The sequence below is a fragment of the Corynebacterium sp. HMSC064E07 genome, from assembly GCF_001815745.1.
Lineage (GTDB): Bacteria > Actinomycetota > Actinomycetes > Mycobacteriales > Mycobacteriaceae > Corynebacterium > Corynebacterium jeikeium_D.
The window spans coordinates 170,809-195,423 of record NZ_KV821813.1; the positions used below are offsets into that span (position 1 = coordinate 170,809).

Below are 24,615 nucleotides of genomic sequence, written 5' to 3' on the forward strand. Positions count from 1 at the left end.
ATGCCCACTAATACTGAGAGCGCCAGAAAGATTCTGAATGGTCTCGCGTCCACCCAGTCCCAGCGCGAGGAACTGTACAAGTATTTCCACCAGCACCCTGAGCTTTCCATGCAGGAGCACAGCACTGCGGACCGGATTATTCAGGAGCTCGAATCTTCGGGTATTTCCACACATCGCGTCGGAGGCACCGGCGTCGTTGCCATTATTGAGAACGGTGCCGGGCCGATTGTGGCTATGCGCGCAGACATTGATGCGCTACCGGTGAAGGAGACTTCCGGCAAAGACTACGCCTCCACAGCAACGCAGATTGATGAAAAGACCGGCACAGAGGTCCCCGTCGCCCACGCCTGTGGCCACGACTTCCACCTGATGTCTTTGCTCACAGCGCTGCAGGCTTTCAACGAAAACCTTGATCAGTGGTCTGGCACATTCATCGGTATTTTCCAACCCGCTGAAGAAACCGCCGAAGGTGCACGCGCAATGCTGGCGGCAGACCTGGAGAAGGCTATTCCGCGTCCCGATGTTTATCTCGGTCAACACGTACTAGCTAGCTTGCCCGGCGGCTATGTGGGCACTCGCCGGGGGCCAGTTCTCTCCTCTGCATTCTCGGTCAAAGTCACTGTGTACGGTAATGGCTCCCATGGATCCATGCCGGAGCTCAGTGTCGATCCCGTTGTCTTGGCATCCACCATTGTGATGCGTCTTCAGACGATTGTCTCGCGTGAGGTAGCGGCCACCGAGACCGCAGTGGTGACCGTTGGTGCGATTCAAGCGGGAACTAAGTCCAACATCATTCCTGACTCCGCAGAGCTGCTCATCAACACTCGTGCCTACAACAGCGCCGTGACCGAACACCTCAAAGAGGCAATCGAGCGCATTGTACGAGCAGAGTGCGTTGCTGCCCGCAGCCCTCAAGACCCGCAGTTCACTTACTACGACCGCTATCCCCTCACGAATAATGACGGGGATGCCACGAATACTGTGCGTGAGGCATTCGACGCGTACTTCGGTGAAGAAGTCTCCGACTTGGACGCAGTGCCCGCCTCTGAAGATTTCTCAATCATCCCCGATGCGCTTGGCGTGCCATATACGTACTGGGGGCTCGGCGGTTTCGCGGATGAGAGCAGCGCTGTTGGCAACCACAACCCAGCTTTCGCCCCTGACCTCCAACCCACTCTTGACCGGGGAGCAGAGGCAATCGTTGTAGCGGCCTGTGCTTGGTTGGCGAAATGAGGGTGTGATCAGCGAGGCTGATGCGTGCGGCTGCTGGCGAGCTGGTGGATGGTGTAGTGCCGGACTCGTACGGGGCTCGTGCGGGACTCGTGCGGTGCTCGTGCGGGACGGCCGAAAAACCGGGGGTTAAGAGAAAAGTAGACCCCGGTGCACGCCGATTGGACACGCTTCTTGCTACTTAACGCAAAATTTACGGGCTGCAAATGTGAAACTGTGTGAGTTTATGACACTTTGAAGCCGTTTTTCGGGCCATTTCTGTCATAAACGCAGTCAGTAACTCGCATCGCCCCACCGCCGCCGACCATAAACGCAGTCACTAGCGCGCGTTGGGGTTAATAGACGAATTCTGAGTGACGCGGCGGCATGAAAAAGCCCCCGCCTTGGTACTTGGTAGCGAGGGCTTAGAGTTTGCGCTGGTGATTAGCGCTTCTGTGCGTCTGCGAGGATCTGGCGACCTGCGACCATGCGGCAAATCTGGTTGGTGCCCTCGTAGATCTGGGTGATCTTGGCGTCACGCATCATGCGCTCAACCGGGAAGTCACGGGTGAAGCCGTAACCACCGAGCAGCTGCACGGCATCAGTGGTGACCTGCATAGCAACGTCAGAGGCGAAGGTCTTGGCGTTTGCGGCCATCAGACCCAGGCGAGCGCCGCCCTCAGCAGTGCCACGCTCAGCGTTAGCGGCTGCGGTGTAGACCATGAGACGAGCAGCGTCAATCTTCATACGCATGTCAGCCAGCATGAACTGGGTGTTCTGGAAAGCAGCGATCGGCTTGCCGAACTGCTGACGCTCCTGCACGTAACCAACGGCGTAGTCGTACGCACCCTGCGCGATGCCCAGTGCCTGTGCACCAATAGTCGGGCGAGTGTGGTCCAGGGTCTCCAGGGCAGTCTTGAAACCGGTGCCCTCTTCGCCGATGATGCGGTCAGCCGGGATGCGGCAGTTTTCGAAGTACAGCTCCGCGGTCGGGGAACCCTTGATACCCAGCTTGTGCTCCAGGCCACCGACGCGGAACCCCTCGTCGTCCTTGTGGACCATGAATGCAGAGATGCCGTTGGCACCCTTCTCCGGGTCGGTGACAGCCATGACGGTGTACCAGGTGGAGCGGCCACCGTTCGTGATGAAGCACTTGGAGCCGTTGAGGACCCACTCATCGCCCTCACGGACCGCGCGGGTCTTCATGGAACCGGCATCCGAACCAGCCTCACGTTCAGTCAGTGCGTAGGAAGCCATTTCACCGTTGGCGATGTCCGGCAGAACCTTGCTCTTCAGCTCGTCGGAGCCCTTGAGGATCAAGCCCATGGTGCCCAGCTTGTTCACAGCCGGGATAAGAGAAGCCGAGCCACAGACACGAGCAACTTCCTCAATGACAATGCAGGCCGCAACCGAGTCCGCACCCTGGCCACCGAACTGCTCCGGCACGTGGACGGCGTTGAAGCCAGCCTCGTTAAGAGCCTTCAGGGCCTCCTCCGGGAAACGCTCGTTCTCATCGACGTCCGCTGCGTACGGAGCAATCTGCTTCTCCGCCAGATCACGGATAACGGCGCGGAGCTCCTGGTGCTCCTCTGGCAGCTGGAACAGGTCGAATCCTGGGGTCAAAGCCATGTGGGTGTTCCTCCCGATTTAATGATTCCGATGTCGTGTTCGATATCGCGCTCTACGCATTTCTACGCAGCACTATCACCGCACGACGTATTTATCTTCGTTCGATACTAGTGGCTAACGCTTCGCTCTACCCGCGAAATTCGTAAAATTCTCGCGTTGCCGCTCGGCGCCCACAGAATAAACTGCGCGAGGAATTCCCGCAGCAGCGATGTCGCCCAGTACCTCAACGGCGTATAGGCGCCGACGACACACCAGGGTTCCAGCCCCCGTTCGCGCATGAGCTTCGCTACCCGTGGCGCATGAAAATCACTGGTCACAACAACCGTTCCAGCGCTCAACGCACCGTCCATGCCGCGCATCAATTCGCACGCATAGTCAATGTTTTCCGACGTATTCGTCGATTGGTCCTCGGGGATCAACTCGATGTCGCCACGCTTTACGACGTCCCCAGCGTTCGCCTCCAACCACTCCACCATGGCGTCCGCTTCGGAGCAGGTGGCATCTGTCACCGCTTCACTGCCGACCCCACCGGAGCAGATGATTCGCTCGGTACGCTCATCACACGCTGAGACTGCTCGCTGTAATCTTCTGGCCAGCAGGGCCGAGGGCCGATTGTTCTTCAATCCGCATCCCAGTACAACCACGGTGTGTGGCGGCAGAGTTGGTTTTTTGGCTGCACATCGAAGACGAACGGCCTCGAAAACGATCGCTGCGGCTCCTGGTACTGCGAGGCCGGCGAGCAGGGGCGTCGTCAAGCGATGCGATGCGCGAGCGTAGTAGGCGCGGCAGCTGGCCAGTATCCACGCGGCACCTACTGTGGGAAGACCCCACCGCGGAGGTCTGCGATTGGGCAGGCGTGGTGGGCGTAGCTCCGAACTAGCGGCGACGCGTAGTCCGCCGACGAAGAGCATGGAACCGAAGCCTGCACCGAGGCACGCGAGTGTTTTTCTCATCAGAGCTTCCACGTTAACTGTTCTGGGACGTTGATGGTCCAGTCGACGAGCTGTTGCGGATTGTGCTTCGCCATATGCTGGGATTCCTGCTCAGCCCACATGTCCCAGTGTTCCTCGAAGTGGTCGTCGCGAGCCATGGCACGGGCAAATCGAGTCTGCGTGTCCAGCTTTACCCAGACTCCCCAGGCGTTGCCGTCGCCGATGGCGCGGGCAGCGGCAAGGTTAGCTTCAGTGACAGCGCCGCAGCCTTCGACGATGAGCGAGGAGTCCGGTGGCGTGGGGACCCACTCGGCGAATTCACTGGCGTACCAGTCCCACCGGCGATACCCGCGCTCATCGGCCGGTAGCGCGGGGTTCAAAATGGTCTCCGCAACTGCGGCCGATGCTTTCTGCAGACCGGACCAGCCCGGATATACATCCTCCAAGTGGATAACTGGCCAACCGAGGATACTGTGCAACTTTGCCGAAAAGGTGGTTTTGCCACTGCCGGAACGGCCGTCGATAAGCAGAATCATCGTGATTGAAACGCCTTTGCTACGCTACGCCCAGGAAGCGGAACTCCCCGGCCCACACGGAAATACTGATTGCTGCGACGGCGATGGCAAGGCAGGCGGCCATGGTGGCATAGTCACGCGTGGCCAATGTCGAGGTGTGCCACCACGTACGCTTAATCGGTGTGCCAAAGCCGCGGGCTTCCATGGCCGTAGCCAGTTTGGTGCCGCGGCGCAGCGCAAACACCAGCAGAGCGAACACCTGAGAAATAGTGCGGCGGATTGCGCCGTGGTCACCCAAACCGCGTGCGCGACGGGCTCGGGTCAGCGCCTGCCAATCGCTGATGAATAGGCCGACGAGTCGCAGACTCGCCACCGTTGCCAGCACAAACCGGCTGGGCAGCTTGAGAATCTGCGCCAGCCCATTGCCCAGATCGGTGGGGTCGATATTGGCTGTCAGCACGATAACTGGAGTACCGATAGCCAGCACACGCAACATGATCGCGATGGCCAGGGAAATGGAATTATCCGTCACATGCGCAAGCAGAAAGGAGAAATACTCTTTGCCCTCCGGGTTGCCGTAGAGCGCCATCGAGATGCCCGAGATGGGCGCGGCGATAAGAAGTGGCAGGCTGCGTCCTAGAAAACGACGAAAACCCAAACCCGACAGCGGCACCAAGAAAAGCGTGCAGACAAGCGCGACCACTGCGGAGACCCAGTCGATGGAAATCAGCAGCGGCGTGGTGAGCAAGAATAGGCCCAGTACTCTCGCCACCGGGTTAACCGTCGCGAGGAAAGGCTGCTTACTCGAAATGGCGCTCTGCGTACCTTCAGCCGTACCGGCGGAACCGACTTCAGTCACGATTTCCCTCCCGCTTCGCCCTGGCCGCGCGCACCGCTAGTGCGGCTCGGACCGGCCTGCTCCCCTGAACCACGCTGTCCCGGCGCCGCACGGCCTGACCGCTCCGGATGAAACGAATCCATGTCGATGACGTAGTCCCCCATCGCTTGTACCACCAATGGATCGTGGGTAATCGAGATAACAGTTCGGCCGTCGTCAGCAAGCTGGCGAAGCAAAGTGAGCAGCTCGGTGAATGTCCGGCGGTCTTGGCCGAACGTCGGTTCGTCGAGAAGCACAATATCCGGCGCTGTCGCCAGCATGGTCGCCACCGACAGACGTCGCTTCTCACCGCCCGAGAGTGAGAACGGATTCGCCTTGGTCAGGGCCGTTAGCCGCAGCCGCTCAAGTAATTCCTCGATGCGCTTATCAGCGTTGACACCGACAAGCTTCGGGCCAAGCTGCAACTCTTCCAGCACTGTGCCGGTGACGAATTGGTGCTCGGGGTCTTGGAAGACCGTGCCAATCCGAGTAGCCAACTTCTTCGACGGCCATTTCCACGGCGCACTACCGCTGCCGGCCACTTGGACCGTGCCCGCCATCGGCTCAAGCAGGCCGCCGAGCGTCAGCGCTAACGTGGACTTCCCGCTGCCGTTGTGACCAACGATGCAGGTGGAAGCTTCGGATGGGATAGAAACGGATATTCCGCGAGCAATAGGCTCAACAGTTTCGCTACCCCTGAACCACGACTTCTTCGCGCCATAGCCGATGTCCAGCTCGCGGGTTTCGATCGCGATGTCACCGCTAGGGTGCCCGTCCTGGTCGCAGGCAACTGAACGCGCATCCGGCAGCGCGGGCGGAGCACCCGGAATCCACACCCCAGCATCCGTCAGAGCCTGCCCGTAGTCTTCCAAGACCCGATGCGGTGCACCATCGGCAATCACACCTCCGCGGCCCAGCACGATGATGCGGTCGACCACATCGACCCACGCATCCACTCGATGCTCGACCACAATCAGTGCCGCACCAGTCCTCTCCGCCGCGGTAATCGCAGCATCGCGTAGTACCGGCACACCGGCCGGGTCGATGTTGGCCGTCGGCTCGTCCAAACAAATGACCCGTGCGCCCATTGCCAGCACACCTGCCAATGCGAGGCGCTGCTTCTGCCCACCCGAAAGCCTGTGCGTGGGATGATCCAGCGGCAAATCCAGCCCCACCAAATCCAGGCTGGCGCGCACTCGGTTGCCAATCTCAGCCGGGGCAACGCCCAGGTTTTCCGCACCAAAGGCGACATCGTCGCCAACGCGAGCACTAATCGTCTGCGAGTCAGGGTCTTGCAGCACCAAGCCCACCGCGCCCCGTGCGGAAGCAGGAGTACGACCTTCAATCAGGAGCTTTCCGGTGGCTTCGCCATCGGAGTCGTCGCCAAGCACGCCAGCAATAGCGGCGAGCAGCGTCGACTTCCCCATCCCCGACGCGCCGAGCAACAGCACCTTTTCACCGCGCTCGATGTCCAGCGTGATGTCGTTCAGTACTGCAGCTTTGCGCCCCGCGTGCCGATATCCGAACCCCCGCGCGCTCACCGCAGGGACATTTCCGCTTGACGACGGCCCCCGCGTCAACGCCTCATCTGTCATCGATTTTCCTAGACGTCGTCGTGTCGCTCTCGCCCGATGGCAAAACGATCCAGCGCTCCAGTTGCCGCCAGTGCCTTAGCCAGGAAGTAAGCCAGCAGACCGGCGAGGACGGCACCCGACAGCGCCGTGGAGATCAGATAGATGACGTTGAATTCGAAAGTCTTGGCCAGGTTGCCAGTGAAAAGCTCGAAAGTCCATGCGCCGACACCTGCCATGAGACCGGAGATAACCACGGTGGCCAGGTTGTAGCTCTTATACGCCAGAATGAGGAACACCAGCTCCGCGCCGAGCCCCTGCGCCAAACCTGAGTACAGGGTGGAGATACCCCACTGGTTACCGATCAGTGCTGAAACCGTCGCCGCGATTACCTCGACGAAGATAGCTGCACCCGGCTTGCGAATGATGTACGCGCCGAGCGGACCACCGAGGAACCACATACCAGCGACCAAACCGCCAAGACCAGGAGTAAGCGCGTTGACTGCTTCATAGCCCGCACCGCCGATGATGTTCCAGATAACAAAAATCAGGCCAACGGCCACGCCGATAACAGCTGCAATGATGATGTCAATATTGCGCCACGAGAAGTTAGCGCGCGCTGCACTCGCCGATTGCGTCATCCCACTTGCTCCTATTTTTCTTTAACTCGAGCGGTATTGCTCAAACATTATTGATGTATTCATTAGCGGCGTATGAAGCCTGTGTCGACACGCCCTAAGCACTAACTTTTGCCTACCCTACCGCGCCCAGCAGATGGCCTAGATAACATAAGGAACCATGACTAAAGCCGAGCGGTCATCTACAGGAGATACCCCAACTGCCCAACCCCCTCATACGCCGCCAGTCGGCGATGAGGGGACAGCCGCGGATTCCGCAGTGAAAACTGCCGAGGCCCCTGGTGCTGACAACACCGCTGAGCAGGAAAGTTCTCGCCCATACTACATGCCCACATTGACGTGGGGCGAGCGACTTGACCTGTCTGCGAAGCAGTGGTGGCCACTCATCGGAGTTGTTATTGCGATACAGCTTGTCGCTCGCATTCTGGTGCTGACTAGCCATGGTTTTTACTGGGATGACTTCATCATTGTTGGCCATCTTTACGACACCCCACTGCTGAGCAAGGACTACCTGCTTCAGGATCACGACGGGCACCTTGCGCCACTGGCTTTCTTGGTGCAAGGCCTCTATCACCTCATCGCACCGTGGAACTGGTGGCTACCGGCTATCACCATGGCCGTGATGTCGGTAGTGCTGACATACGCCACAGCTAAACTCTTTGAGCTTCTCACCGGCCGCACGCTGGTGTCTCTCTTCCTCATCACGGTCGTCGCCTGGACTCCGCTGATGCTTCCGGGAGACACCTGGTGGTCGGCCGCGGCCAATTCCCAGCCGTTCCACCTGGCATTCGTGATCTTCATGATTGTCGCCATTCGCACCACTATGCGTCGTTCCTTCGGCCCCCGCCCGTGGGAAGCCGTAGGCCTGTTCGTGCTGCTGGCAGTGGCGCTGGGATTCTTTGAGAAGTCCCTGGCTATCGCACCGATCTCCATGCTGGTTGTCGTCACTTTGGCTTACATGGAGCGCAGAAATATCCTGCAGGTTCTCCGCCGTGGCCTCGTCATCTGGATCCCATCGATGCTGCTGACCGGCGCCTGGGCACTGTGGTACTACTTCGGCCCCGCCGAAACCACCGGCTTCATTTCCGACAAGCTGCAGCCCGAACTGTTCTTCAACGGCCTCGGCCAGATTTTTGCCGGCATCATCGGCGGTCCAACAAGCTGGGAACGCTGGGCTCCGGGACAGCCGTTTGCCTCCGCTTCGTCTCAGCTGATTACTCTCGGCGGCATTATCCTGTTGATTCTGTCTGCCACCCTCATCGGCCGCGATTACCGTGGCTGGGCTCCGTGGACGCTATCGGTGTCGTACATGTTCACCACCTTGTTCGCCATCACCCTGTTCCGCTCGGGAGAGAACACCTCTGGCGTGCTGGCGCACACTTTGCACTACTACTCTGATGTCGCGCTCGTGATCGTAATCTGCGTCGCGATCTCCCTGGCTGGACTCCCACCGAAGGACGAGGCGCCAGCGCTGCTACCGGCTCGTACGCACATTCTGATTTGGTCGCTGGGCATCGCGCTGGCTGTCACCTCCTCGATTTCCGTGGTTACTTACCGCAATGCCTGGTCTGATGACATCGCAATGGAGTGGATTGACAACACCAAGGCGTCGCTGTCCGCGCTGCGCGAGGAGGCCGACGCCGCTGGCCCCGACAAGGCGATCGACTACAACCTCATTGACCAGCCCGTCCCCTTCGAGATTCTCGTGCCCGTCGCCGCTCCGATGAACATGTACTCGCGGGTCTTTGATGCGGTCTCCGCTCGCCCTTCGTTTGAGCGCGTCACCGGTCACCCGCGCATGTTCAATACCGACGGTTCGCTTATCGACGCCAAGGTCTCCGAGATCACCCGGGTCACCGATGGCCCTGTCGAGCAGTGTGGCCATCGCATCACAATTGGTGAGGACGGCACTGCGTCGGAGGACATCAAGCTTGAGAACATCATCAAGCTCGGTGACTGGGTGCTTGAGTTCCCGGCCACCGCCTCTGAGGGCATGGATGTACGCCTGTCGCTACCCAATCCTTTCGAGACTGAAGAGCAAACCCGCGCTGGTTCCACGGTCGTGAAGATGAACAACGATCTGCGGCCGCGCTATGCGTACCTCAACGGTGGCGGAAATACTCTCCATGTCGATGTGGAAAAGGCGACTCCGGGGGCAACGCTATGCATCGGCGCGGGGGCGATTGGCCCCTTGGTTCCCGCAAGCCGTTAAGAATCCTCTAAGATATTGCTTTAAGATAATGTGAGAAAAGTTCATTAGCCCTTGTAGCTATTGTTTTTCCGACAGAGGAGCCACATCCATGCGTAACCGCATCGCCGGCGCTATCGCCGCATCCGCCATTGCCGCAGCAGCCCTGGTCGCTTGCTCTCCCCCGAATCAGGTTGACTCGGACGTGAAGGTCGGCGACCAGGCCAACCCGTCGGAGACCTTCGAGCAGAAGGCCACCACTCCGGCATCCTCCGACGAGATGACCCCTGCTGAGACCGCAGAGATGTAATCACTGCATCTGCGAAAACAGGGGTAGCCAGCAAACATAAACGCAGTCACTACCCCTTGTGCCCACTCATCGATGGGGCACGAAAGAATTACCGCCTGGACATTGTGTCCGGGCGGTTTTGGTTCTCCGAGGGCAGCCTAGAGCCGCCAAGAGAGCCTAGGAAAACTCAAATTCCACGTGGTCACCATCACGGATCACGGCGCTGGTTGCGCCGTTTTCCAGGTTCAGCTCGACAACGAGCGAGGGCATCTCGCCGGAAGCTCCAGTCTCGCCCAAGGCCTCGGCAGCATCGTCCACGAGCGCCGCGTCGGTTGCGGTCACGCGGTAGCGAAGAAAACCATTGCGCAATTCATCAGTCTCCACGCGAGCGGAGTGCAACCATGGGAACCGGCGTCGCACCGCAACGAGCTGCTGGTAAGCGCGGTAGAGATCCGCGCCAAGCGTAGAGAGTTCCTCCGGACTATCCGGGAACACTGGACGAATCTGGTCGTCACCGCCGATGCGTTCCTCTTTGAGACCGGTGTAGCCCTGTTCGTCGCCGTAGTAGACCAGCGGCACACCGGCCACGGTAAACAGCACCGTCGCCGCCAGCACGGCCTTGTCGGCCCCTACCTGCGTCGCAATGCGTGAAACATCGTGGTTTCCCACAAACGTCACCGGCACAAAAGACTCCGCGAAGGTGTTATGGCGCTTCAGAGTCCAGTCCAACTCGAAGAAGTTTTCCTCCTTCAGCGCAGACCAGGTCGCTTTCCACAGCTCGTACTCCGTCACCGAGTCCATGCCGGACACCGACACAATCTCCGCATAGTCACCGTGGATGACCTCGCCGTAGATAAAGGCGTGCGGGTGCTCAGCACGCACTCGCGGCAAAACCTTGTGCCAGAACTGTGGGTCCACTGCGTAGGCCGCATCCAGTCGCCAGCCATCAATCCCCCGCGCCAGCCAGTAATTCATCACGTTGACGACAAAATCAACAGTCGCGTCACTGGTGTGATCGAATTCGACCAAACTCTCATGGCCCTCAAACACCGGCGCGGTCATGTCGCCATCTGAGTGAGTAAACGCAAAGAGCTGTGCTTCTTCAGAGTCAGGGTTTTCCTTCGCGGTCTTCAACGCGGGTGCCTCTGCCCCGATGTGGTTGAAAACGCCGTCGAAAAGCACTTTGATGCCACGCTCATGGGCAGCTTCGATGACAGCCTTCATGTCCTCTTCGGTACCCAGGCGCGAGTCAATGCGGTAGTAGTCCTCGGTATCGTAGCCGTGGCTAGTCGACTCGAATACTGGCGCCAGCTGCAGCACGTTGAGCCCGAGCTCCTGGACGTACGGAAGCCAGTCAATCAGTTTGTGAATTCGATTGCCCGGCGCGGCGCCTCGATCCTTCTCACGGATGGGCGCTCCCACAAACCCCAGTGGATAGACGTGCCATCCAATCGCCCACTTCGACCACTCAGGTGCGGCAGCGAGCGTCTTATTAGGGGCGTTGGGGGTCGTGGACATTGTCCTATGCATCCTCTCTAGGTGCCTGAGGCTGATTGGAATTATCTGATGCCGCCGCCTCAGGACTCGGTGAGGTCTCCCCCGCCGATTCGCTTGACGACGCCCGCGCCTGGCCCGCATGCGACTGTGGCGTGCCAAGGCCTGCCTTCCGCGGCCGTGGAGGCACGGAACCTGCTGCGGGCATGGTCGGAGATGTGGCAGGGCGCTCCGGCGGATGATTCTTCGACGGGTTCAGTGCGTCGAGCGCGATTTGGATTTCCGTGCGCATGCCATTGACCATGGCTCTCTCCACAATTTTAAACTTGGAATTGTGGAGAAAGAAGGGATTACCCGCTTCCGGGCCACCGGTGCCGAGAAACATGTAACAGCCCGGCGCTTCACGGGAAAAATAGGAGAAGTCATCCGAAGGAGCCCACGGATCGGCGGCGAACACCTTGGAGTTGCCAACTGCCTTCGTCGCCGCATGCCAGGCGCGATTGACTGCAATGTCGGCGTTGACCACCATCGGGTACGGAATCTGCCAGTCAAAAGTCGCCTGTGCGCCGTGAGCTTGGCAGACGCCGTTGACGACGGCCTCGATACGCTGGCAGACAATCTCCCAGTCGGCCTCATCCACCGAGCGGATGGACACTTCCAGGTTGGCCGTATCCGGGATCACGTTGCCGGCCTCACCTGAATGCAGTGAGCCGACGTTGACGATGTTCATGTGCTTTGGATCCACATCGCGGGAGACAATCGTGTTCAGCATGAGAGTCACCTCGCTGGCGATGAGCACCGGGTCAATCGACAGCTGCGGGTTCGAAGAGTGTCCGCCACGGCCACGAATCGCGATGGAGACGATGCCCGACATGGTTGTCACTCGCCCAGCGCAAATTCCCACATGCCCTACCGGATGCGGCGCGACGTGGAAGGCGTAGACCTCATCCAAGTCATCGGCGGCACCCTTGTCGACCAGCTCACGAGCACCGCCCGGCAGCATTTCTTCGGCGTGCTGGAAGATGCACAGCACCTTGCCGTGCAGTTGATCGCGCATTCCAGAGAGCACCTTCGCCGTGCCCAGCAGCATCGCCGTGTGCACATCATGACCACAGGCGTGCATCACACCCGGCGTGCGCGAGGCGTACGGCAATCCCGTTTCCTCCTGAATCGGCAGGGCGTCAATATCCGCGCGGTAGCCAATCACACGGCCAGTGCTGGGGTCGCCCGCTGTACCCTCGATGACGCCAATCACGGACGTCGGGGTTAACCGGTACGTCGGGATGTCCCATTGATTGAGCAGATCCTCAATCATGTCCGAGGTCCTGTACTCCCGGAAGCTCAGCTCCGGATTCTGGTGCAGTTGGCGACGCCATGCCACCGCCTCTTCGATAGGTACTTCAAGGCGGTGCGACGGCAGGGTGTCGTTAGCATCAGTCATGGTTCATAGCATGACAGAAAATAGGCTCCACGACGAGCAGCTACGGAAACTCCCTCACCCATTTTCGCTTCACGACGGCCACAGCGCCCCGACATCTCCCCTGCTAGAGGCGACTTCAGCGCTGCCAGCGAGCTGCTAGTGTCCGGCACCCCAGAAATCCACGGTGAGTTCGGCCAACCACCATGGATCAATCGTGCCGCACATCTCACGCGCCGAGTGCATGGAGACCATCGCAGCTCCGATATCAATGGTGTCGATACCCAGTCGCGTTGCAGTGATCGGGCCGATAGTGGAGCCACATGGCTTGTGGTTCGCAGAGACAAAATACTGCACCGGCACTTCCTGGCCAATGCGCTTAGAGGTTTCCGCTGCGATTCGGACAACCTCAGCCTGACCGGCCGCCGTAGTGGCGTAGCGCTGGTTGGCATTGATCTTCACCACCGGGCCGGCATTGAGTTCCGGCTGGTGCCCCGGCTCGTGTTCGCCTGCATAGTTCGGATGCACACCGTGTGCGCCGTCGGCCGAGAGACAGATGGAACCGCGGTAGAGCTGCTGGGTGCGTTCCAGGTCAGCGCCTGTGGCCGCTGCGATGCGGGACAGAACGTCGGCAAGCAGTGGCCCTGCAGCGCCCGTAGTGGAGGCGGACCCAACTTCCTCGTGATCGAAAGCGACCATGACGGGGATGGTGGTTGACGTGCTCCAGTTTTGGCGGAGCAAGGCCTCGAAGGCGACTAGGGAGGAGTGGACGCTGAGCAGGTTGTCGAGTCGACCTGAAGCCAGGAATTCATCGTGAGCACCGAAGGTGCGCGGCTGGTGGGTGTCGAAAGAAATGAGGTCCCAGGCGACGATGTCGTCGATAGACAGTCCCGCAGCATCGGCGATGACCTGGTACACATCGGTGCCGAAAGTATCCAGTCCGATGATTGGTGCAGTGTGATTCTGCTTGTGGAGCTTCAACCCCTCTTCGTTAACCGCACGATTGAGGTGGATAGCCAACTGCGGAATACGCGCAACCGGGCCAGTGCGAGCAAGGTGCTCATTGCCGCTTTTATCAATTACCCGACCGGCGAACTCAATTTCGCGATCGGTCCAGCTTCCCAACAACGCACCGCCATAGACCTCCACAGCGACCTGCGCATAGCCTGCGGCGGAGGTGCGCGCGTTGGGCTTCACACGAAAACCCGGCGAATCCGTGTGGGAACCCACAATACGGAAACCGGTGAAATCGGCAGCCGGCGTCTCCGGGACGACCCAAGCAACGGCAGCGCCATCGCGACGCAGGACGTAGGCACCGGGTTTACTTGGCCACTGCTCGTGCTCGTCGACGACCGTGGCACCGGCTGCACTCAGACGGTCAACGACCTGTTGTGCCGCATGAAATGAACTTGGCGACGCAGCCACAAAATCTATTAAATCCTCAACGTGACTGAGCGCTGCCGCCGGAACGCTGCGCGATGCCGCGTCCGAGGTATCCGCTGAATCCGGGGACTCAGGGGTGGGTGCCGAAGAAATAGCCATAACCAAACTCCTACTTCACATTTGATTCCGGATTTCATTGTATTGGAGCCCACAACTGACCGTGACCGAGCATTAAGCCGGTCCACAGTGTGATGCAGCTTTCATGTTGGGAACGGTATCCACTTAGTCACTTTTGCCCGTTTTAACTCGATATCGGGCATATTCAGACATATAGTGGCAACCGCATCAAAGAAAACCATTTGAATACAGAAACTCTCAAACCGGAATCCTGACCGGATTCCGACCACAGAAAGGGTTTATACCGTGAGCCTTGAAAACCTGTTCCCCCGTTCTTTCACTACCAAGCGCGCCTTCTTCTCTCAGCCGCTGCGCGAAGCTCTTACCCGCGACACAAGCAGTGACGCTAACGCAGTCCACTTCGGCCACCAGGTTAAGAGCGCCCGGAACGAGATTTACAGCGACATGTCTGCCCGTGACATCGTCTCTATGCTGAGCCGCTAAATCTAGCGCTTCCTCAAGTCGAATAGGACCATTGGCTCTGGCTGAGGAAATTTTAATGTCTCCGCGGCAGCTAATTCACTGCCAAAACCAGCTCCAACCTCGCCTGCATCACCATCGCCGTACCGATGTACCGCAAACGCGTGGCAGCCACCAACAACTAGCATCAATGCCAGCGTCAAGAGCATCGCAGTAATCCCCGAGTACACAAATCCGCCGGTATACGGCGTAGCAGCAATCGGGTTTGTCACAGGGAACGTCAGCAGGACCACTAGCAACGCAATACCGATATACGGCCACTGTCTGGTCAATCGGGTCCGCGCCATGGCGGCCAAACCGAACACAGACGTGACCAGCATCAACATGTAGTGGGTCCAAAGAATCGATGAGAATGTGGCTGCAATAAGCCACGCGCCCGTGATCAGAAATTCGAACCGGTAGACCGGGTTCAACCACGCAACTGCCGTGACCATCAACACCACGCCAAGCGCAATACACAGTGGAATCGTTTTCACGTGACTCGGATAATCACGAACCACTGTTACTAATAAATCAGGATTGCCCAGGTCTGTGGCTAAAGTCGACGCCAACGACTGATTCGCACCACCGACCAAGACCGACGCACCAATGTCGTCGATTCGGTCAATCCAGTCCGAAATAACCGGCATGTCAATGCGGATAAACATCCAGATTGCCAGTACCGCCGTGGTGGCCAGCGACCAGAGGGCTGCGCGCCGTCGATAAGCGAAAAAGAGCATCACGGCGATGAGCGCATACGGAGTCAATTTAATGGATGCGACAATGCCGAGGACGATGCCCGCGAGCCAAGGACGAGTGCGCGAGGCAGCAAGCCCATAGGCGACGCCCGCGACAATCAGCGGTGTCGTCTGACCAATCCAGAACGAATTGAGAGTGGTCGGCAGAGCGAATACGCATGCGGTAACCAGCGCTGCGATGCCCCAGGGCATGGTAGACCGAAACCACAGGTGGTAGGAGGCTGCGACCAGGACCACAACGGCCATTCCAGAGAGAAACAGCAACCAAGCAACCGAGGTTTCAAAGCTCATGACGTGGGATATCGCTCCCAGAGCCTTTGCAAACAAAGGGTTTTGCACAAAGGGATGCGTAAATGGCGCAGACACTTCCTGCGCCAGGCGTGGCCAGACCTCTCCGCTCATGGCGGTGAAATCGATTGGATCGGCATCATAGAGATGGGACTCAAGTCCCCTGTCCATCAGTAGCCCGCCCACCCAGAGCGACGCCCAATCGTCCGGCTGGGTGCGGCCATTCCAGGCCAGCAGCGAGGCAAGACCACCGAGCAGCGAGACCAGCATAAGAGGCCAGCTCATCACAGGCGATTGCGTCAGCGCAGGGGCCTGATTGGGTTTGCGAACCCATATTTTTCGCGAGGCCCGCGACGGAGACTCCGCAACAGCACGTTGCGACTCCGCAACCCGTGACGATGCCCCATCCTGTGACACCGGTCCTTCTGCCCGACTATGCCGTCCCACGTTCCTCCTCATCGCTGGTAAGCGCCTCTATCTAATGTAGTGATTCCACTACAGCAGTGGTTACAACCCCACAAGAACCCGCAAGGTATGACGGCTTACTTTGAACGAAGTGCCAGGTGGACAACAATTGGCGGCCATGATGACCGGAGGGACTACCGGAACTGCGAGATAGTGCCGATGGTCGTGATCAGCTGATCGCCATCACTGTTGACAACAGCGGCTATGGGCATACGCTCCATCTCATCCGGACCGACATCGTAACCCTGCGAGACCTCTGCCGTAATAATCTTTCCAGTCGGGCCGTCCTCAATGCGCGGATTACGAACGACCACATGAACCAGACTGAACTTCGCGGTGAAGTGAACTTCTCCGCGGTAGCTCTCCCCTTCGACATCACTGTTGTCATTGTCGCGGGTGAATGAGACGACACCGGCCTCAGGCTCTAGGGCACCGTTCTTGGCAGTGACGCCACCACCCAGTGCGCCGAATACCTTCTCCAGCGCAGATACAGAAATTACTAAATCCTCGCTGGAGGGAGCCGGGGCATTCTTGCCCGGAGCATCCGAATAATTCAACGGGATGTAGATTTCCTCGGCCTCATTAATGGAGCCGGCTGCCGGGTAAACATAAATGCCCCAGTTTTCACCAGCTGGGGTCTCTGGCGGGTCAACAACAATGCGAGCCTCAAAGCTGCCGTCATCTGTCATCGGAGTGGCTTGACGAGCGATAGAACGTCGCATGTCGACGCCCTGGTTCGGTATCGCCTCGAGAGTTCCAGCCGGCGTGACCCAGGCAATGTTGTCGTGCGGATGTTTCCGCGACGAGGACGGAGCACCTTCACTTGGCTTCCAGGAGTCTGGGAACGCACTGTAGAGAACGTAAACGCCATTGGGCACACCCGGAGGAATTGGAAGCGGGTAACCACCACGGTTGGCCGACGGATTAAAACCACTGCCGCGAACAATGAGAACATCGCCGCGATGAACTGTGGCGCCTTCAGCTGGTGTGCCGTCCTCAAAAGTGACAGAAACTTCCGGGGATTCGACATACTGCGGATCCTGCGGCTGGAAGTTCTCCGCTGGATTAATCACATTGGGAAAGTTGTCTGGCACGATTGGCTTCGCAGTTTCAGCCATTGCTGGGGACACAAACGCTGAAAGGACCATGGCGCCGGACAGCGAAACCGCAGTAACACCTCTGCGCGCACTCTGCCTCACCGGTCGACGCTTGCCTTCTCCAACGGGCGATGATTCGGAGCCGGACGAAAGGCGAGTTTCGTGAGCCCCCGCAAGATGGCGGTGGGAATGATCGAAAGTCAAGAACTTCAGACTGTGCATACAAGCAATGTACACCTGCATATTAGGCTCACCTAACGCATTTATTAAGGCGCGCCTTATCCACCCCCGTTTGAGTCTCAACGCTGGGATTGGAAGAAATAGCTGAGAGCAAAAGAAAGCCGCGGCCAAGCCCAATAGAGCTCGACCGCGGCTTGCTTCAGCAGCTTTGAGGCAACCAATTACTCCGCGGTAATCGGCAGGTAGACGCGACCACCCTGATCAGCGAACTCCTGGGACTTCTCAGCCATGCCGGCCTCGATAGCTTCAACGGAGTCCAGACCGTGTTCCTTCGCGTAGTCCTGCACATCCTTGGAAATACGCATGGAGCAGAACTTCGGACCACACATGGAACAGAAATGCGCGGTCTTTGCCGGCTCTGCAGGCAGGGTCTCGTCGTGGTAGTCCAGCGCAGTGTCCGGATCCAAGGCCAGCGCGAACTGGTCATGCCAACGGAACTCGAAGCGGGCCTTCGACAGCGCGTCGTCACGCTCCTGAGCACGCGGCAGCCCCTTTGCCAGGTCAGCGGCGTGCGCGGAAATCTTGTAAGTAATCACGCCGACCTTGACGTCGTCGCGGTTCGGCAGACCCAGGTGCTCCTTCGGCGTGACGTAGCAAAGCATGGCGGTGCCAGCCTGCGCAATGATTGCCGCGCCGATAGCCGACGTGATGTGGTCATAGCCCGGCGCGATGTCGGTTGCCAGCGGGCCGAGGGTGTAGAACGGAGCTTCCTCACACCACTCCTCTTCCCACTTCACGTTGTCAGCGATCTTGTGCATCGGAACGTGGCCTGGGCCTTCGATCATCACCTGGCAGCCGCGGGACTTAGCGATCCTGGTCAGCTCGCCGAGGGTCCGCAGCTCAGCCAGCTGGGCCTCATCGTTAGCGTCGGCAATGGAGCCCGGACGTAGGCCGTCACCGAGGGAGAACGTGACATCGTACTGTGCCAGAATGTCGCACAGCTCAGCGAAGCGCGTGTAGAGGAAGCTCTCCTGGTGATGCGCGAGGCACCATGCGGCCATAATCGAACCACCGCGGGAGACAATGCCGGTAACGCGGTTGGCGGCCAGTGGCACGTAGCGCAGCAGCACACCCGCGTGAACGGTCATGTAGTCCACGCCCTGTTCGCACTGCTCAATGATGGTTTCGCGGTAGATTTCCCAGGTCAGCTTGGCCGGGTCACCCTTGACCTTCTCTAGCGCCTGGTAAATCGGCACCGTACCAACCGGCACCGGGGAGTTACGCAGAATCCACTCGCGGGTTTCGTGAATGTCCTTACCGGTGGACAGATCCATGATGGTGTCCGCGCCCCAACGAGTCGCCCAGACCATCTTCTCCACCTCTTCGGAGATGGACGAGGTCACAGCCGAGTTACCAATGTTGGCGTTGATTTTGGTGGCAAAGCGCTTGCCAATAATCATCGGCTCGGTCTCCGGGTGCTTGTGGTTGGCCGGAATCACGGCACGCCCCGCAGCAACCTCTTCGCGAACAACTTCCGGATCCACATTTTCACGAGCGGCAATGAATGCCATCTCCGGGGTGACAATTCCCGCTCGGGCCCATGCCAGCTGCGTCTTGACCTTCGGGGCCTCCTCAGAACCTGCAACCGCCGGCACTGCCGGAGCCTTCGGCCAAGAGTCACGAGTCTTAGCCAACCCCTCCTTCAGGTTCAGTTCCGGGTTTTCCTCGGTGTAAATACCCGAGGTGTCGTACGCATCGAAGTGAGTGCCGTCCGTCAGGTTGATTCGACGGACTGGAATGCGCAGGTTCGCCTCACCGAAATCGTTGCTGAACGCAACCTCGTCGTAATGCTTGTTGCTGCGGTAAATCGGGCCAGTTGTAACCTCGCCCTCTTTCGGCGGAGCGGATACAGATACACGTGCGGCCATGAAGCAACACATCCCTTTCCTACGCTGGTATTACCCAGATTCAGGTTCGTCCGGTCGACGCTCGATCCCTAGCGTCCTCTCAGTGCCGGAATTTCGGTTGGCACTCCCGTGGTTTTGTAATGCGCCTCATAGTCTAACCAATCGTTCGGATTACTTCGGTCATTACACCCACGATTGCCACAAATGCTTAACGACGGCGCGGAGAACGCACCCCAAAGATGCAGGTTGTGGCTGTGCAGCGGCGTTGTTTTGCGTGGCGATCGCGTTGTCCACACCCCTAAAAAGTTATCCACAGTCGGTCTATTTTTTCGGCTTCTCAGCAAGCGCAATTGTGAACGCGGTGTTATATCTTTCTCACACAAATTCTTTGGGGAGGGAAAATTGAAAAAGGCGACTACTGCCGCCCTAGTGTCAGCACTTCTATGGGGAGTAACGGGGACTAGTTGCGCATCGACCAAGGCTTCCGGCGAGGACGTTCAACCTGTCGGCGACAATGCGACAACCATCACTACTGACTCGGGCGTGACGTTACCTGCGGGTGTGCTTCCACCCAACAATCCGCCGGAGCCCGGTGATGCTCCACTTGGCCCCGATGGGCACTACAACTACGACGCACCCGAATTCGTCCTGACCAATCCGTGTGACGACCCTGAGATTATGGGGCGCTTAGACAGGCTGGGGTTCCGGGAGCAGTCGTACATGGAGGGCCGAATCGAAGGAAATAAACAGATCGGCTGCGTTATCGAATCCGACGCTTCCGGCCTGCTGAGCATCTGGCATGCTGCGGTCGCTCATTCACAACTCGAACGCTACAGTGCCGAGCCTTTGGCTCATCACGAAGGGATTTTCAATTGGGTGACATTCACTCAAATCAATCCGCTCGGAAGCTCTGCCTGTATTGCTTCTGTCGAAACAGAGCAAGGGGCTCTCGGATTCGTTATCGATACAACCGGACAAGATAGCCCTGACCCACAGCACCGGCTGTGCGCTCCCGTAAATGAGCTGTTAATTGATTACTTGGGGGAAGAATCATGATGCATGCCGTAATTCCAACAATCGACTCTGCAATTCAGAAGTTCCATTCCACGAATTTGCTGGCAAATAATGCCATCCATATCCAGCCCAACTTGGCCGGCTACTCACAGGTTCCGTCACTCCAGCTGGTGGCGACAGAACACAGTCTCGCAATTTCCGGCAGTACGGGAAGCTCTGCCGCCGTCGGATTGTCTCTGGGCAAGCAGCTCACGTGGGCGCAAACAAATCTCGCTGACTTCCGTCGCGTGATTACTGAGCACGAATCCACCATGAATCGGATCCTTCGAAGCATTAACCCGTTCAATGGTGACGGTGCTTCCATTGCCGAAGTAGCGCGAACAAGCGGTGTATTTCAGCGTCGGCCAATGTTTGAAGCTGGAAGTCTCACTTTCGCGCCAGTCACACTTTCTGCGGAACTCGGTCTTGATGCGAAGTCCCTACTATCCATGTTTTCCTCGACAAACGACGGTGCCGTAGCCGAGGCAATCGCCTACTGGAACAACTTCGCCGAAACTATGACCACGTTGGCCAGCAATCTAACCTCCATCTCATCCGGCTTGGTGTCGAGCAACAGCGGTGCTGTCTTCTCTGCTGCTGACTCAACAATGAAAGGTCTGGCCGCACGCGCAACCAGCATCGCCACCGCATCTGAGGTCATGGCCGGACACCTTGCCGTTTTGCCGTCCGTTAAGGCAATGGCCGTCAATGCACTATCTGCGATTGAGGCCGAGTCCAAGGCACTCCCAAACCCTGGCGCGCAAAAGGCTTTTGAACAGGCCGAGGTAGCAGCCTTTCTCTCTGGCCCGTATACCGCACAGCTACAGACCGCTATTCCTCGAATTCCTAACCTGGTTTCTGCCGATGCCGGAAGTGGTGTGACTGCCGAGGTTTCCGTTGGGGCCACAGTCGCCGGGCGTTCTGGAACTAGTCAGTTCGGTCTTTCGCCTGCGGGGATGACTGGAAGCATGCAGGCCGCCAGCGCACCAGTTGGCGCCACCTCAACTGTTCCGGATTCTCCAACACCACAATCCACAGCCGCGAGTGCTCCCGCTCCTTCGCAGGCTCAACCGAGCACTTCGACTTTGTCGAACCCTACTAATCCGTCTGCTACCCCTGTGCACCCCGCATCACCTAGCAGCCCAACGAGCTCCACAATCTCGCCAACTTCCCCGACCGGTACATCAGGCATGGCTCAATCGAACGCGGCGAATCCAGCCATGGTCGCTCCTTCGGGGGCGAGCACCCCACTTCAACGCACTTCACCGCAAGCATCTTCGCCTTACGGCGTTCACGGTAACCGACCGGCTGGCTCCCTCGGTGCAGGACGCACTGCGGGGCTCACACCAGCGGGCAATATCCCGGCACTGCCGTCTTCTGGAAACGCAAGCCTCCGTCCACCGGCCTCGGGACTTCCGACTTCAAGTCTTGGACGTATACCAGCGCCAACAGCGGGTCGCGGGATGGGAACCGGCTTGGGTGCCGGGGTCGCTGGGTCCGCCTTGCCAAATGCCTCGAACAGCCCTGCACAGCGCGGAGGTGGATTGATGACTTCCCTAATCAGTGCTCGCAACAGTGCTATTACCGGAGCTACGGGTGCTGCTGGCGGAATCGCGGGTACCGCTGCTGGAAACCGTGGTGCAGGGACTTTCGCGGCCACCACTGCGGGCAACCGTGGCGGACTGCTCCAAAAGGACTCCGCACCGTCGGCACGCAAACTGACAAATGTGGCCACCATCAGGGATAACGATGCCGGCGCTTTCGAGCAGAACGAATACCAGAAGGAGCTTTTCGGGGATGCGCCAATCACTATCCCGGCGGTGATAGGCCACAACGTCCGAGCGTAAAGTCACCGCGTCCAAGCTGATCCTTACCCGCTCGGGCGCCACGGGGGGGGATCGAACGGTGTCCGTGAATTCGTACCTCAATAACGCCTTCAACTTAGACACTTTTTCACCGGCCCTTTGGGCGGGATTGGCGTACTTTTGTTGAAGTTCTAGGCCTAAATCGTCGCTCTCCAGAAGTTGTAACTAAACCGAACGTTCGTTACAGTTACTGGAATGACAAGTACCGACCACGCCGCTTCCACGAGGGCTAATCCGTCCACTCCAGTCACCCACAGGTGGGTCTTCCTCGCTATCATCAGCGCCGGCCTACTACTCATCGGCATAGATAACTCGGTGCTCTACACTGCCCTGCCAGTTCTGCGCGAGCAGCTCCACACAACCGAGCTGGAGGGCCTGTGGATCATCAACGCCTACCCACTGGTGATCTCCGCACTCCTCCTCGGCACAGGCACTCTGGGCGACCGCATCGGTCACCGCAAGATGTTTCTTGTGGGCCTGACGATTTTTGGCTTATCTTCCCTGGCCGCGGCCTTTGCGCCGCACGCCTGGGCGCTGGTCATCGCCCGCGGCTGCCTGGGACTGGGCGCCGCGACCATGATGCCGGCCACTCTCGCACTGCTACGTGAGACCTTCCACCACCCTCGTGAACTTGCCACGGCTATTGGCATTTGGTCAGCCACGGCAACACTGGGTGCCGCTGCTGGCCCCGTCGTCGGCGGTTTCCTGTTGGAGCACTTTTGGTGGGGCTCAATCTTCCTTATCAACATCCCTGTCGTAGTTTTCGCAATCATTGGCACGCTGATTTTCGCTCCACCAAATCAGCCCAACCCAGCCAAACACTGGGACTTCCTCACCAGCCTCTACGCGATGCTGGCCATGCTGGGCCTGGTTTCACTCATCAAGGAACTCGCCGGCCATCGCTCCTCCACCGTCATCGTCGCAGCTATCGCCTGTGGGCTAGTGGGCGCGGCACTGTTTCAGCGTCGTCAGGCACGTCTTACCGAACCCCTCATCGACTTTTCGGTCTTCCGTTCGCCGATGTTTTCCGGTGGCGTGCTGGCAGCAGCGCTTGCCATGTTTGTCCTGGCAGGCGCCGAATTGATGACGACGCAGCGCTTCCAGATTTCCGTCGGATACACACCACTCGACGCGGGCTTGCTAGTTGCCACCGCGGCACTGGCATCCTTGCCAGTTGGTGTCATCGGCGGCATGGTGCTCCATCGAGTGGGTTTCCGCACACTCATCACCGGCGGCTTCCTCCTCAACGCCGTCGGACTGGCAGGCATGTACTACGGCGTTTCCTCGGGCAATTTCTCGCTCATGATCGCGGGATTGATACTGCTCGGCGCGGGCGCAGGTTCTGTGATGTCGGTGTCGTCGACTGCGATAATCGGCTCAGCGCCGAGGTCAAAGGCAGGTATGGCGGCGGCGATGGAATCCGTGTCCTACGAATTCGGCACACTGATTACCGTCGCAATCACAGGCAGTCTCCTGCCTATGTTCTACACCCTGTTTACGCCTGTCGACGCCAGCATCTCACTCACCGATGCACTTCACACGCCAGCGCTTAACGACGGCGCCCGCGCCGGCCTCGACAGTTCCTACCTGGCCATTTTGATTATCCTGGCTGTCGTTGCTGTCATTGCAGCGATTGCGACTGCGGTGACATTCCGCGGCAACCCGAAGGAGACTGAATATGCGCACGAGTAAGCGCACTGCCATCCTCGACACAATCGTTGAGATTATCGAGACAAGCGGTTTTTCCGAGGTCACCTACGAAAATGTCGCAACTCAATGCGGAATGAGTAAATCAGGGTTGATTTACCACTTCCCCTCCCGTGAAGACATGATCCGCAGCGTCCATGAGCACATGGCGCAGTTATGGGAGGAGGAGCTTATCGAAGCCGCAGGAGGACCTGCGGAGGAGGTATCCCCCGCCAACCGCCTACGCGCAAACCTCCAAGTCTCACTGGATACGGCAACGAGGGCCGAGCTACTCATGTCCATCGACTCCGCCGCCGAGCCGGAGCTGCGCGAGATTTGGACGCGCCTTTTGCGCCGGTGGAATCCGCCGGCGGAGAAGATTGCCACCGATGAGGAGGCCTGCATGGCCTACGTTGTCCAAATGATTTCCGATGGCCTCTGGGCTAACGACTACCTCAACGGCAATCAGCTCACGAAAGCGCAGCGCAAGGCAATCGCCGAAGCCGCGGCAAAGCTAATTCCAGAGTCGATGGAGTAG

General features: G+C 58.7%; 20 protein-coding genes and 1 riboswitch. Of the genes, 8 read left to right on the forward strand and 12 right to left on the reverse strand.

The annotated features are described in order from the left end of the window. Positions 1–1,233 (forward strand): amidohydrolase, encoded by a 1,233-nt coding sequence (locus HMPREF3053_RS05215; protein ID WP_070429525.1) that lies wholly within the window; start codon positions 1–3, stop codon positions 1,231–1,233. 420 nt (positions 1,234–1,653) lie between these two features. On the opposite strand, the gene HMPREF3053_RS05220 is transcribed toward HMPREF3053_RS05215, so the two are convergent. From HMPREF3053_RS05220 to HMPREF3053_RS05245, 6 genes are all read right to left on the reverse strand, one after another. Then, positions 1,654–2,838, reverse strand: a complete 1,185-nt coding sequence (locus HMPREF3053_RS05220; protein WP_016422383.1) for an acyl-CoA dehydrogenase family protein — start codon at positions 2,836–2,838, stop codon at positions 1,654–1,656. 107 nt (positions 2,839–2,945) lie between these two features. After that, entirely contained in the window at positions 2,946–3,791 is an 846-nt protein-coding gene (locus HMPREF3053_RS05225; protein ID WP_070767384.1) for a YdcF family protein, read from the reverse strand. Next, a complete protein-coding gene (locus tag HMPREF3053_RS05230) occupies positions 3,791–4,306 on the reverse strand; it encodes a nucleoside/nucleotide kinase family protein (RefSeq protein ID WP_070767385.1) in 516 nt (171 codons plus the stop codon). The genes HMPREF3053_RS05225 and HMPREF3053_RS05230 overlap by 1 nt, the downstream gene beginning before the upstream one ends. Positions 4,307–4,325: 19 nt before the next feature. Then, positions 4,326–5,096 carry an energy-coupling factor transporter transmembrane component T family protein gene (locus HMPREF3053_RS05235; RefSeq protein WP_070549499.1) on the reverse strand — a complete coding sequence of 257 codons (771 nt, stop codon included), beginning with the start codon at positions 5,094–5,096 and terminating at the stop codon, positions 4,326–4,328. A gap of 44 nt (positions 5,097–5,140) precedes the next feature. Then, positions 5,141–6,757: an ABC transporter ATP-binding protein gene (locus HMPREF3053_RS05240; RefSeq protein WP_070767386.1), complete on the reverse strand. Its 1,617-nt coding sequence runs from the start codon at positions 6,755–6,757 to the stop codon at positions 5,141–5,143. A gap of 8 nt (positions 6,758–6,765) precedes the next feature. After that, entirely contained in the window at positions 6,766–7,374 is a 609-nt protein-coding gene (locus HMPREF3053_RS05245; RefSeq protein ID WP_049189346.1) for an ECF transporter S component, read from the reverse strand. 157 nt (positions 7,375–7,531) lie between these two features. On the opposite strand from HMPREF3053_RS05245, the gene HMPREF3053_RS05250 reads away from it, so the two are divergent. Next, complete coding sequence (locus tag HMPREF3053_RS05250; protein ID WP_070767387.1) at positions 7,532–9,583, forward strand: DUF2339 domain-containing protein; 2,052 nt, start codon at positions 7,532–7,534, stop codon at positions 9,581–9,583. Positions 9,584–9,671: 88 nt separating this feature from the next. Next, positions 9,672–9,869 carry a hypothetical protein gene (locus tag HMPREF3053_RS05255; RefSeq protein ID WP_049172707.1) on the forward strand — a complete coding sequence of 66 codons (198 nt, stop codon included), beginning with the start codon at positions 9,672–9,674 and terminating at the stop codon, positions 9,867–9,869. Positions 9,870–10,025: 156 nt separating this feature from the next. Here HMPREF3053_RS05255 and HMPREF3053_RS05260 read toward each other — a convergent pair whose 3' ends face one another. The 3 genes from HMPREF3053_RS05260 to HMPREF3053_RS05270 form a co-directional block, all read right to left on the reverse strand. Further along, positions 10,026–11,366: an alpha-amylase family protein gene (locus tag HMPREF3053_RS05260; protein ID WP_070605530.1), complete on the reverse strand. Its 1,341-nt coding sequence runs from the start codon at positions 11,364–11,366 to the stop codon at positions 10,026–10,028. Between the two features lie 4 nt (positions 11,367–11,370). Beyond that, a complete protein-coding gene (locus HMPREF3053_RS05265; protein WP_048732929.1) occupies positions 11,371–12,783 on the reverse strand; it encodes a M20 metallopeptidase family protein in 1,413 nt (470 codons plus the stop codon). 135 nt (positions 12,784–12,918) lie between these two features. Beyond that, on the reverse strand, positions 12,919–14,301 hold the full coding sequence (locus tag HMPREF3053_RS05270) for a M18 family aminopeptidase (RefSeq protein ID WP_070767388.1): 1,383 nt from the start codon (positions 14,299–14,301) through the stop codon (positions 12,919–12,921). A 264-nt stretch (positions 14,302–14,565) separates the two neighbouring features. Here HMPREF3053_RS05270 and HMPREF3053_RS05275 point away from each other — a divergent pair, with 264 nt between their 5' ends. Next, complete coding sequence (locus HMPREF3053_RS05275; RefSeq protein WP_048732933.1) at positions 14,566–14,763, forward strand: hypothetical protein; 198 nt, start codon at positions 14,566–14,568, stop codon at positions 14,761–14,763. 2 nt (positions 14,764–14,765) lie between these two features. Here the strand turns inward: HMPREF3053_RS05275 and HMPREF3053_RS05280 are convergent, their stop codons facing one another. The 3 genes from HMPREF3053_RS05280 to thiC all read right to left on the reverse strand — a co-directional run bounded on the left by HMPREF3053_RS05280 (position 14,766) and on the right by thiC (position 19,494). After that, positions 14,766–16,109, reverse strand: coding sequence for a glycosyltransferase family 87 protein (locus HMPREF3053_RS05280; protein WP_239271880.1), 1,344 nt, complete (start codon positions 16,107–16,109; stop codon positions 14,766–14,768). 314 nt (positions 16,110–16,423) lie between these two features. Beyond that, the gene (locus HMPREF3053_RS05285; RefSeq protein WP_246819377.1) at positions 16,424–17,407 is read right to left on the reverse strand and encodes an HtaA protein; all 984 of its coding nucleotides are present in this window, start codon (positions 17,405–17,407) and stop codon (positions 16,424–16,426) included. 380 nt (positions 17,408–17,787) lie between these two features. Beyond that, complete coding sequence (gene thiC / locus HMPREF3053_RS05290) at positions 17,788–19,494, reverse strand: phosphomethylpyrimidine synthase ThiC (RefSeq protein WP_070652981.1); 1,707 nt, start codon at positions 19,492–19,494, stop codon at positions 17,788–17,790. After that, positions 19,493–19,614, reverse strand: a riboswitch (TPP riboswitch). It overlaps the preceding gene by 2 nt. Before the next feature lie 63 nt (positions 19,615–19,677). Here thiC and HMPREF3053_RS05295 point away from each other — a divergent pair. The 4 genes from HMPREF3053_RS05295 (at position 19,678) to HMPREF3053_RS05310 (ending at position 24,615) form a co-directional block, all read left to right on the forward strand. Further along, positions 19,678–20,529, forward strand: a complete 852-nt coding sequence (locus HMPREF3053_RS05295; protein WP_246819378.1) for a hypothetical protein — start codon at positions 19,678–19,680, stop codon at positions 20,527–20,529. Beyond that, complete coding sequence (locus HMPREF3053_RS05300; protein ID WP_070767389.1) at positions 20,526–22,373, forward strand: hypothetical protein; 1,848 nt, start codon at positions 20,526–20,528, stop codon at positions 22,371–22,373. Before HMPREF3053_RS05295 ends, HMPREF3053_RS05300 begins: the two co-directional genes overlap by 4 nt. A gap of 213 nt (positions 22,374–22,586) precedes the next feature. Next, a complete protein-coding gene (locus tag HMPREF3053_RS05305; RefSeq protein WP_070767390.1) occupies positions 22,587–24,083 on the forward strand; it encodes an MFS transporter in 1,497 nt (498 codons plus the stop codon). Beyond that, entirely contained in the window at positions 24,070–24,615 is a 546-nt protein-coding gene (locus HMPREF3053_RS05310; protein ID WP_049172688.1) for a TetR/AcrR family transcriptional regulator, read from the forward strand. Before HMPREF3053_RS05305 ends, HMPREF3053_RS05310 begins: the two co-directional genes overlap by 14 nt.

Coding starts and splice junctions, on each gene's coding strand:
- HMPREF3053_RS05215 (WP_070429525.1), top strand. CDS start 1: ATGCCCACTAATACTGAGAGCGCCAGAAAGATTCTGAATGGTCTCGCG.
- HMPREF3053_RS05220 (WP_016422383.1), bottom strand. CDS start 2,838: ATGGCTTTGACCCCAGGATTCGACCTGTTCCAGCTGCCAGAGGAGCAC.
- HMPREF3053_RS05225 (WP_070767384.1), bottom strand. CDS start 3,791: ATGAGAAAAACACTCGCGTGCCTCGGTGCAGGCTTCGGTTCCATGCTC.
- HMPREF3053_RS05230 (WP_070767385.1), bottom strand. CDS start 4,306: ATGATTCTGCTTATCGACGGCCGTTCCGGCAGTGGCAAAACCACCTTT.
- HMPREF3053_RS05240 (WP_070767386.1), bottom strand. CDS start 6,757: ATGACAGATGAGGCGTTGACGCGGGGGCCGTCGTCAAGCGGAAATGTC.
- HMPREF3053_RS05245 (WP_049189346.1), bottom strand. CDS start 7,374: ATGACGCAATCGGCGAGTGCAGCGCGCGCTAACTTCTCGTGGCGCAAT.
- HMPREF3053_RS05250 (WP_070767387.1), top strand. CDS start 7,532: ATGACTAAAGCCGAGCGGTCATCTACAGGAGATACCCCAACTGCCCAA.
- HMPREF3053_RS05255 (WP_049172707.1), top strand. CDS start 9,672: ATGCGTAACCGCATCGCCGGCGCTATCGCCGCATCCGCCATTGCCGCA.
- HMPREF3053_RS05260 (WP_070605530.1), bottom strand. CDS start 11,366: ATGTCCACGACCCCCAACGCCCCTAATAAGACGCTCGCTGCCGCACCT.
- HMPREF3053_RS05265 (WP_048732929.1), bottom strand. CDS start 12,783: ATGACTGATGCTAACGACACCCTGCCGTCGCACCGCCTTGAAGTACCT.
- HMPREF3053_RS05270 (WP_070767388.1), bottom strand. CDS start 14,301: ATGGCTATTTCTTCGGCACCCACCCCTGAGTCCCCGGATTCAGCGGAT.
- HMPREF3053_RS05280 (WP_239271880.1), bottom strand. CDS start 16,109: ATGAGCTGGCCTCTTATGCTGGTCTCGCTGCTCGGTGGTCTTGCCTCG.
- HMPREF3053_RS05285 (WP_246819377.1), bottom strand. CDS start 17,407: ATGGCTGAAACTGCGAAGCCAATCGTGCCAGACAACTTTCCCAATGTG.
- thiC (WP_070652981.1), bottom strand. CDS start 19,494: ATGGCCGCACGTGTATCTGTATCCGCTCCGCCGAAAGAGGGCGAGGTT.
- HMPREF3053_RS05295 (WP_246819378.1), top strand. CDS start 19,678: ATGCTTAACGACGGCGCGGAGAACGCACCCCAAAGATGCAGGTTGTGG.
- HMPREF3053_RS05300 (WP_070767389.1), top strand. CDS start 20,526: ATGATGCATGCCGTAATTCCAACAATCGACTCTGCAATTCAGAAGTTC.
- HMPREF3053_RS05305 (WP_070767390.1), top strand. CDS start 22,587: ATGACAAGTACCGACCACGCCGCTTCCACGAGGGCTAATCCGTCCACT.
- HMPREF3053_RS05310 (WP_049172688.1), top strand. CDS start 24,070: ATGCGCACGAGTAAGCGCACTGCCATCCTCGACACAATCGTTGAGATT.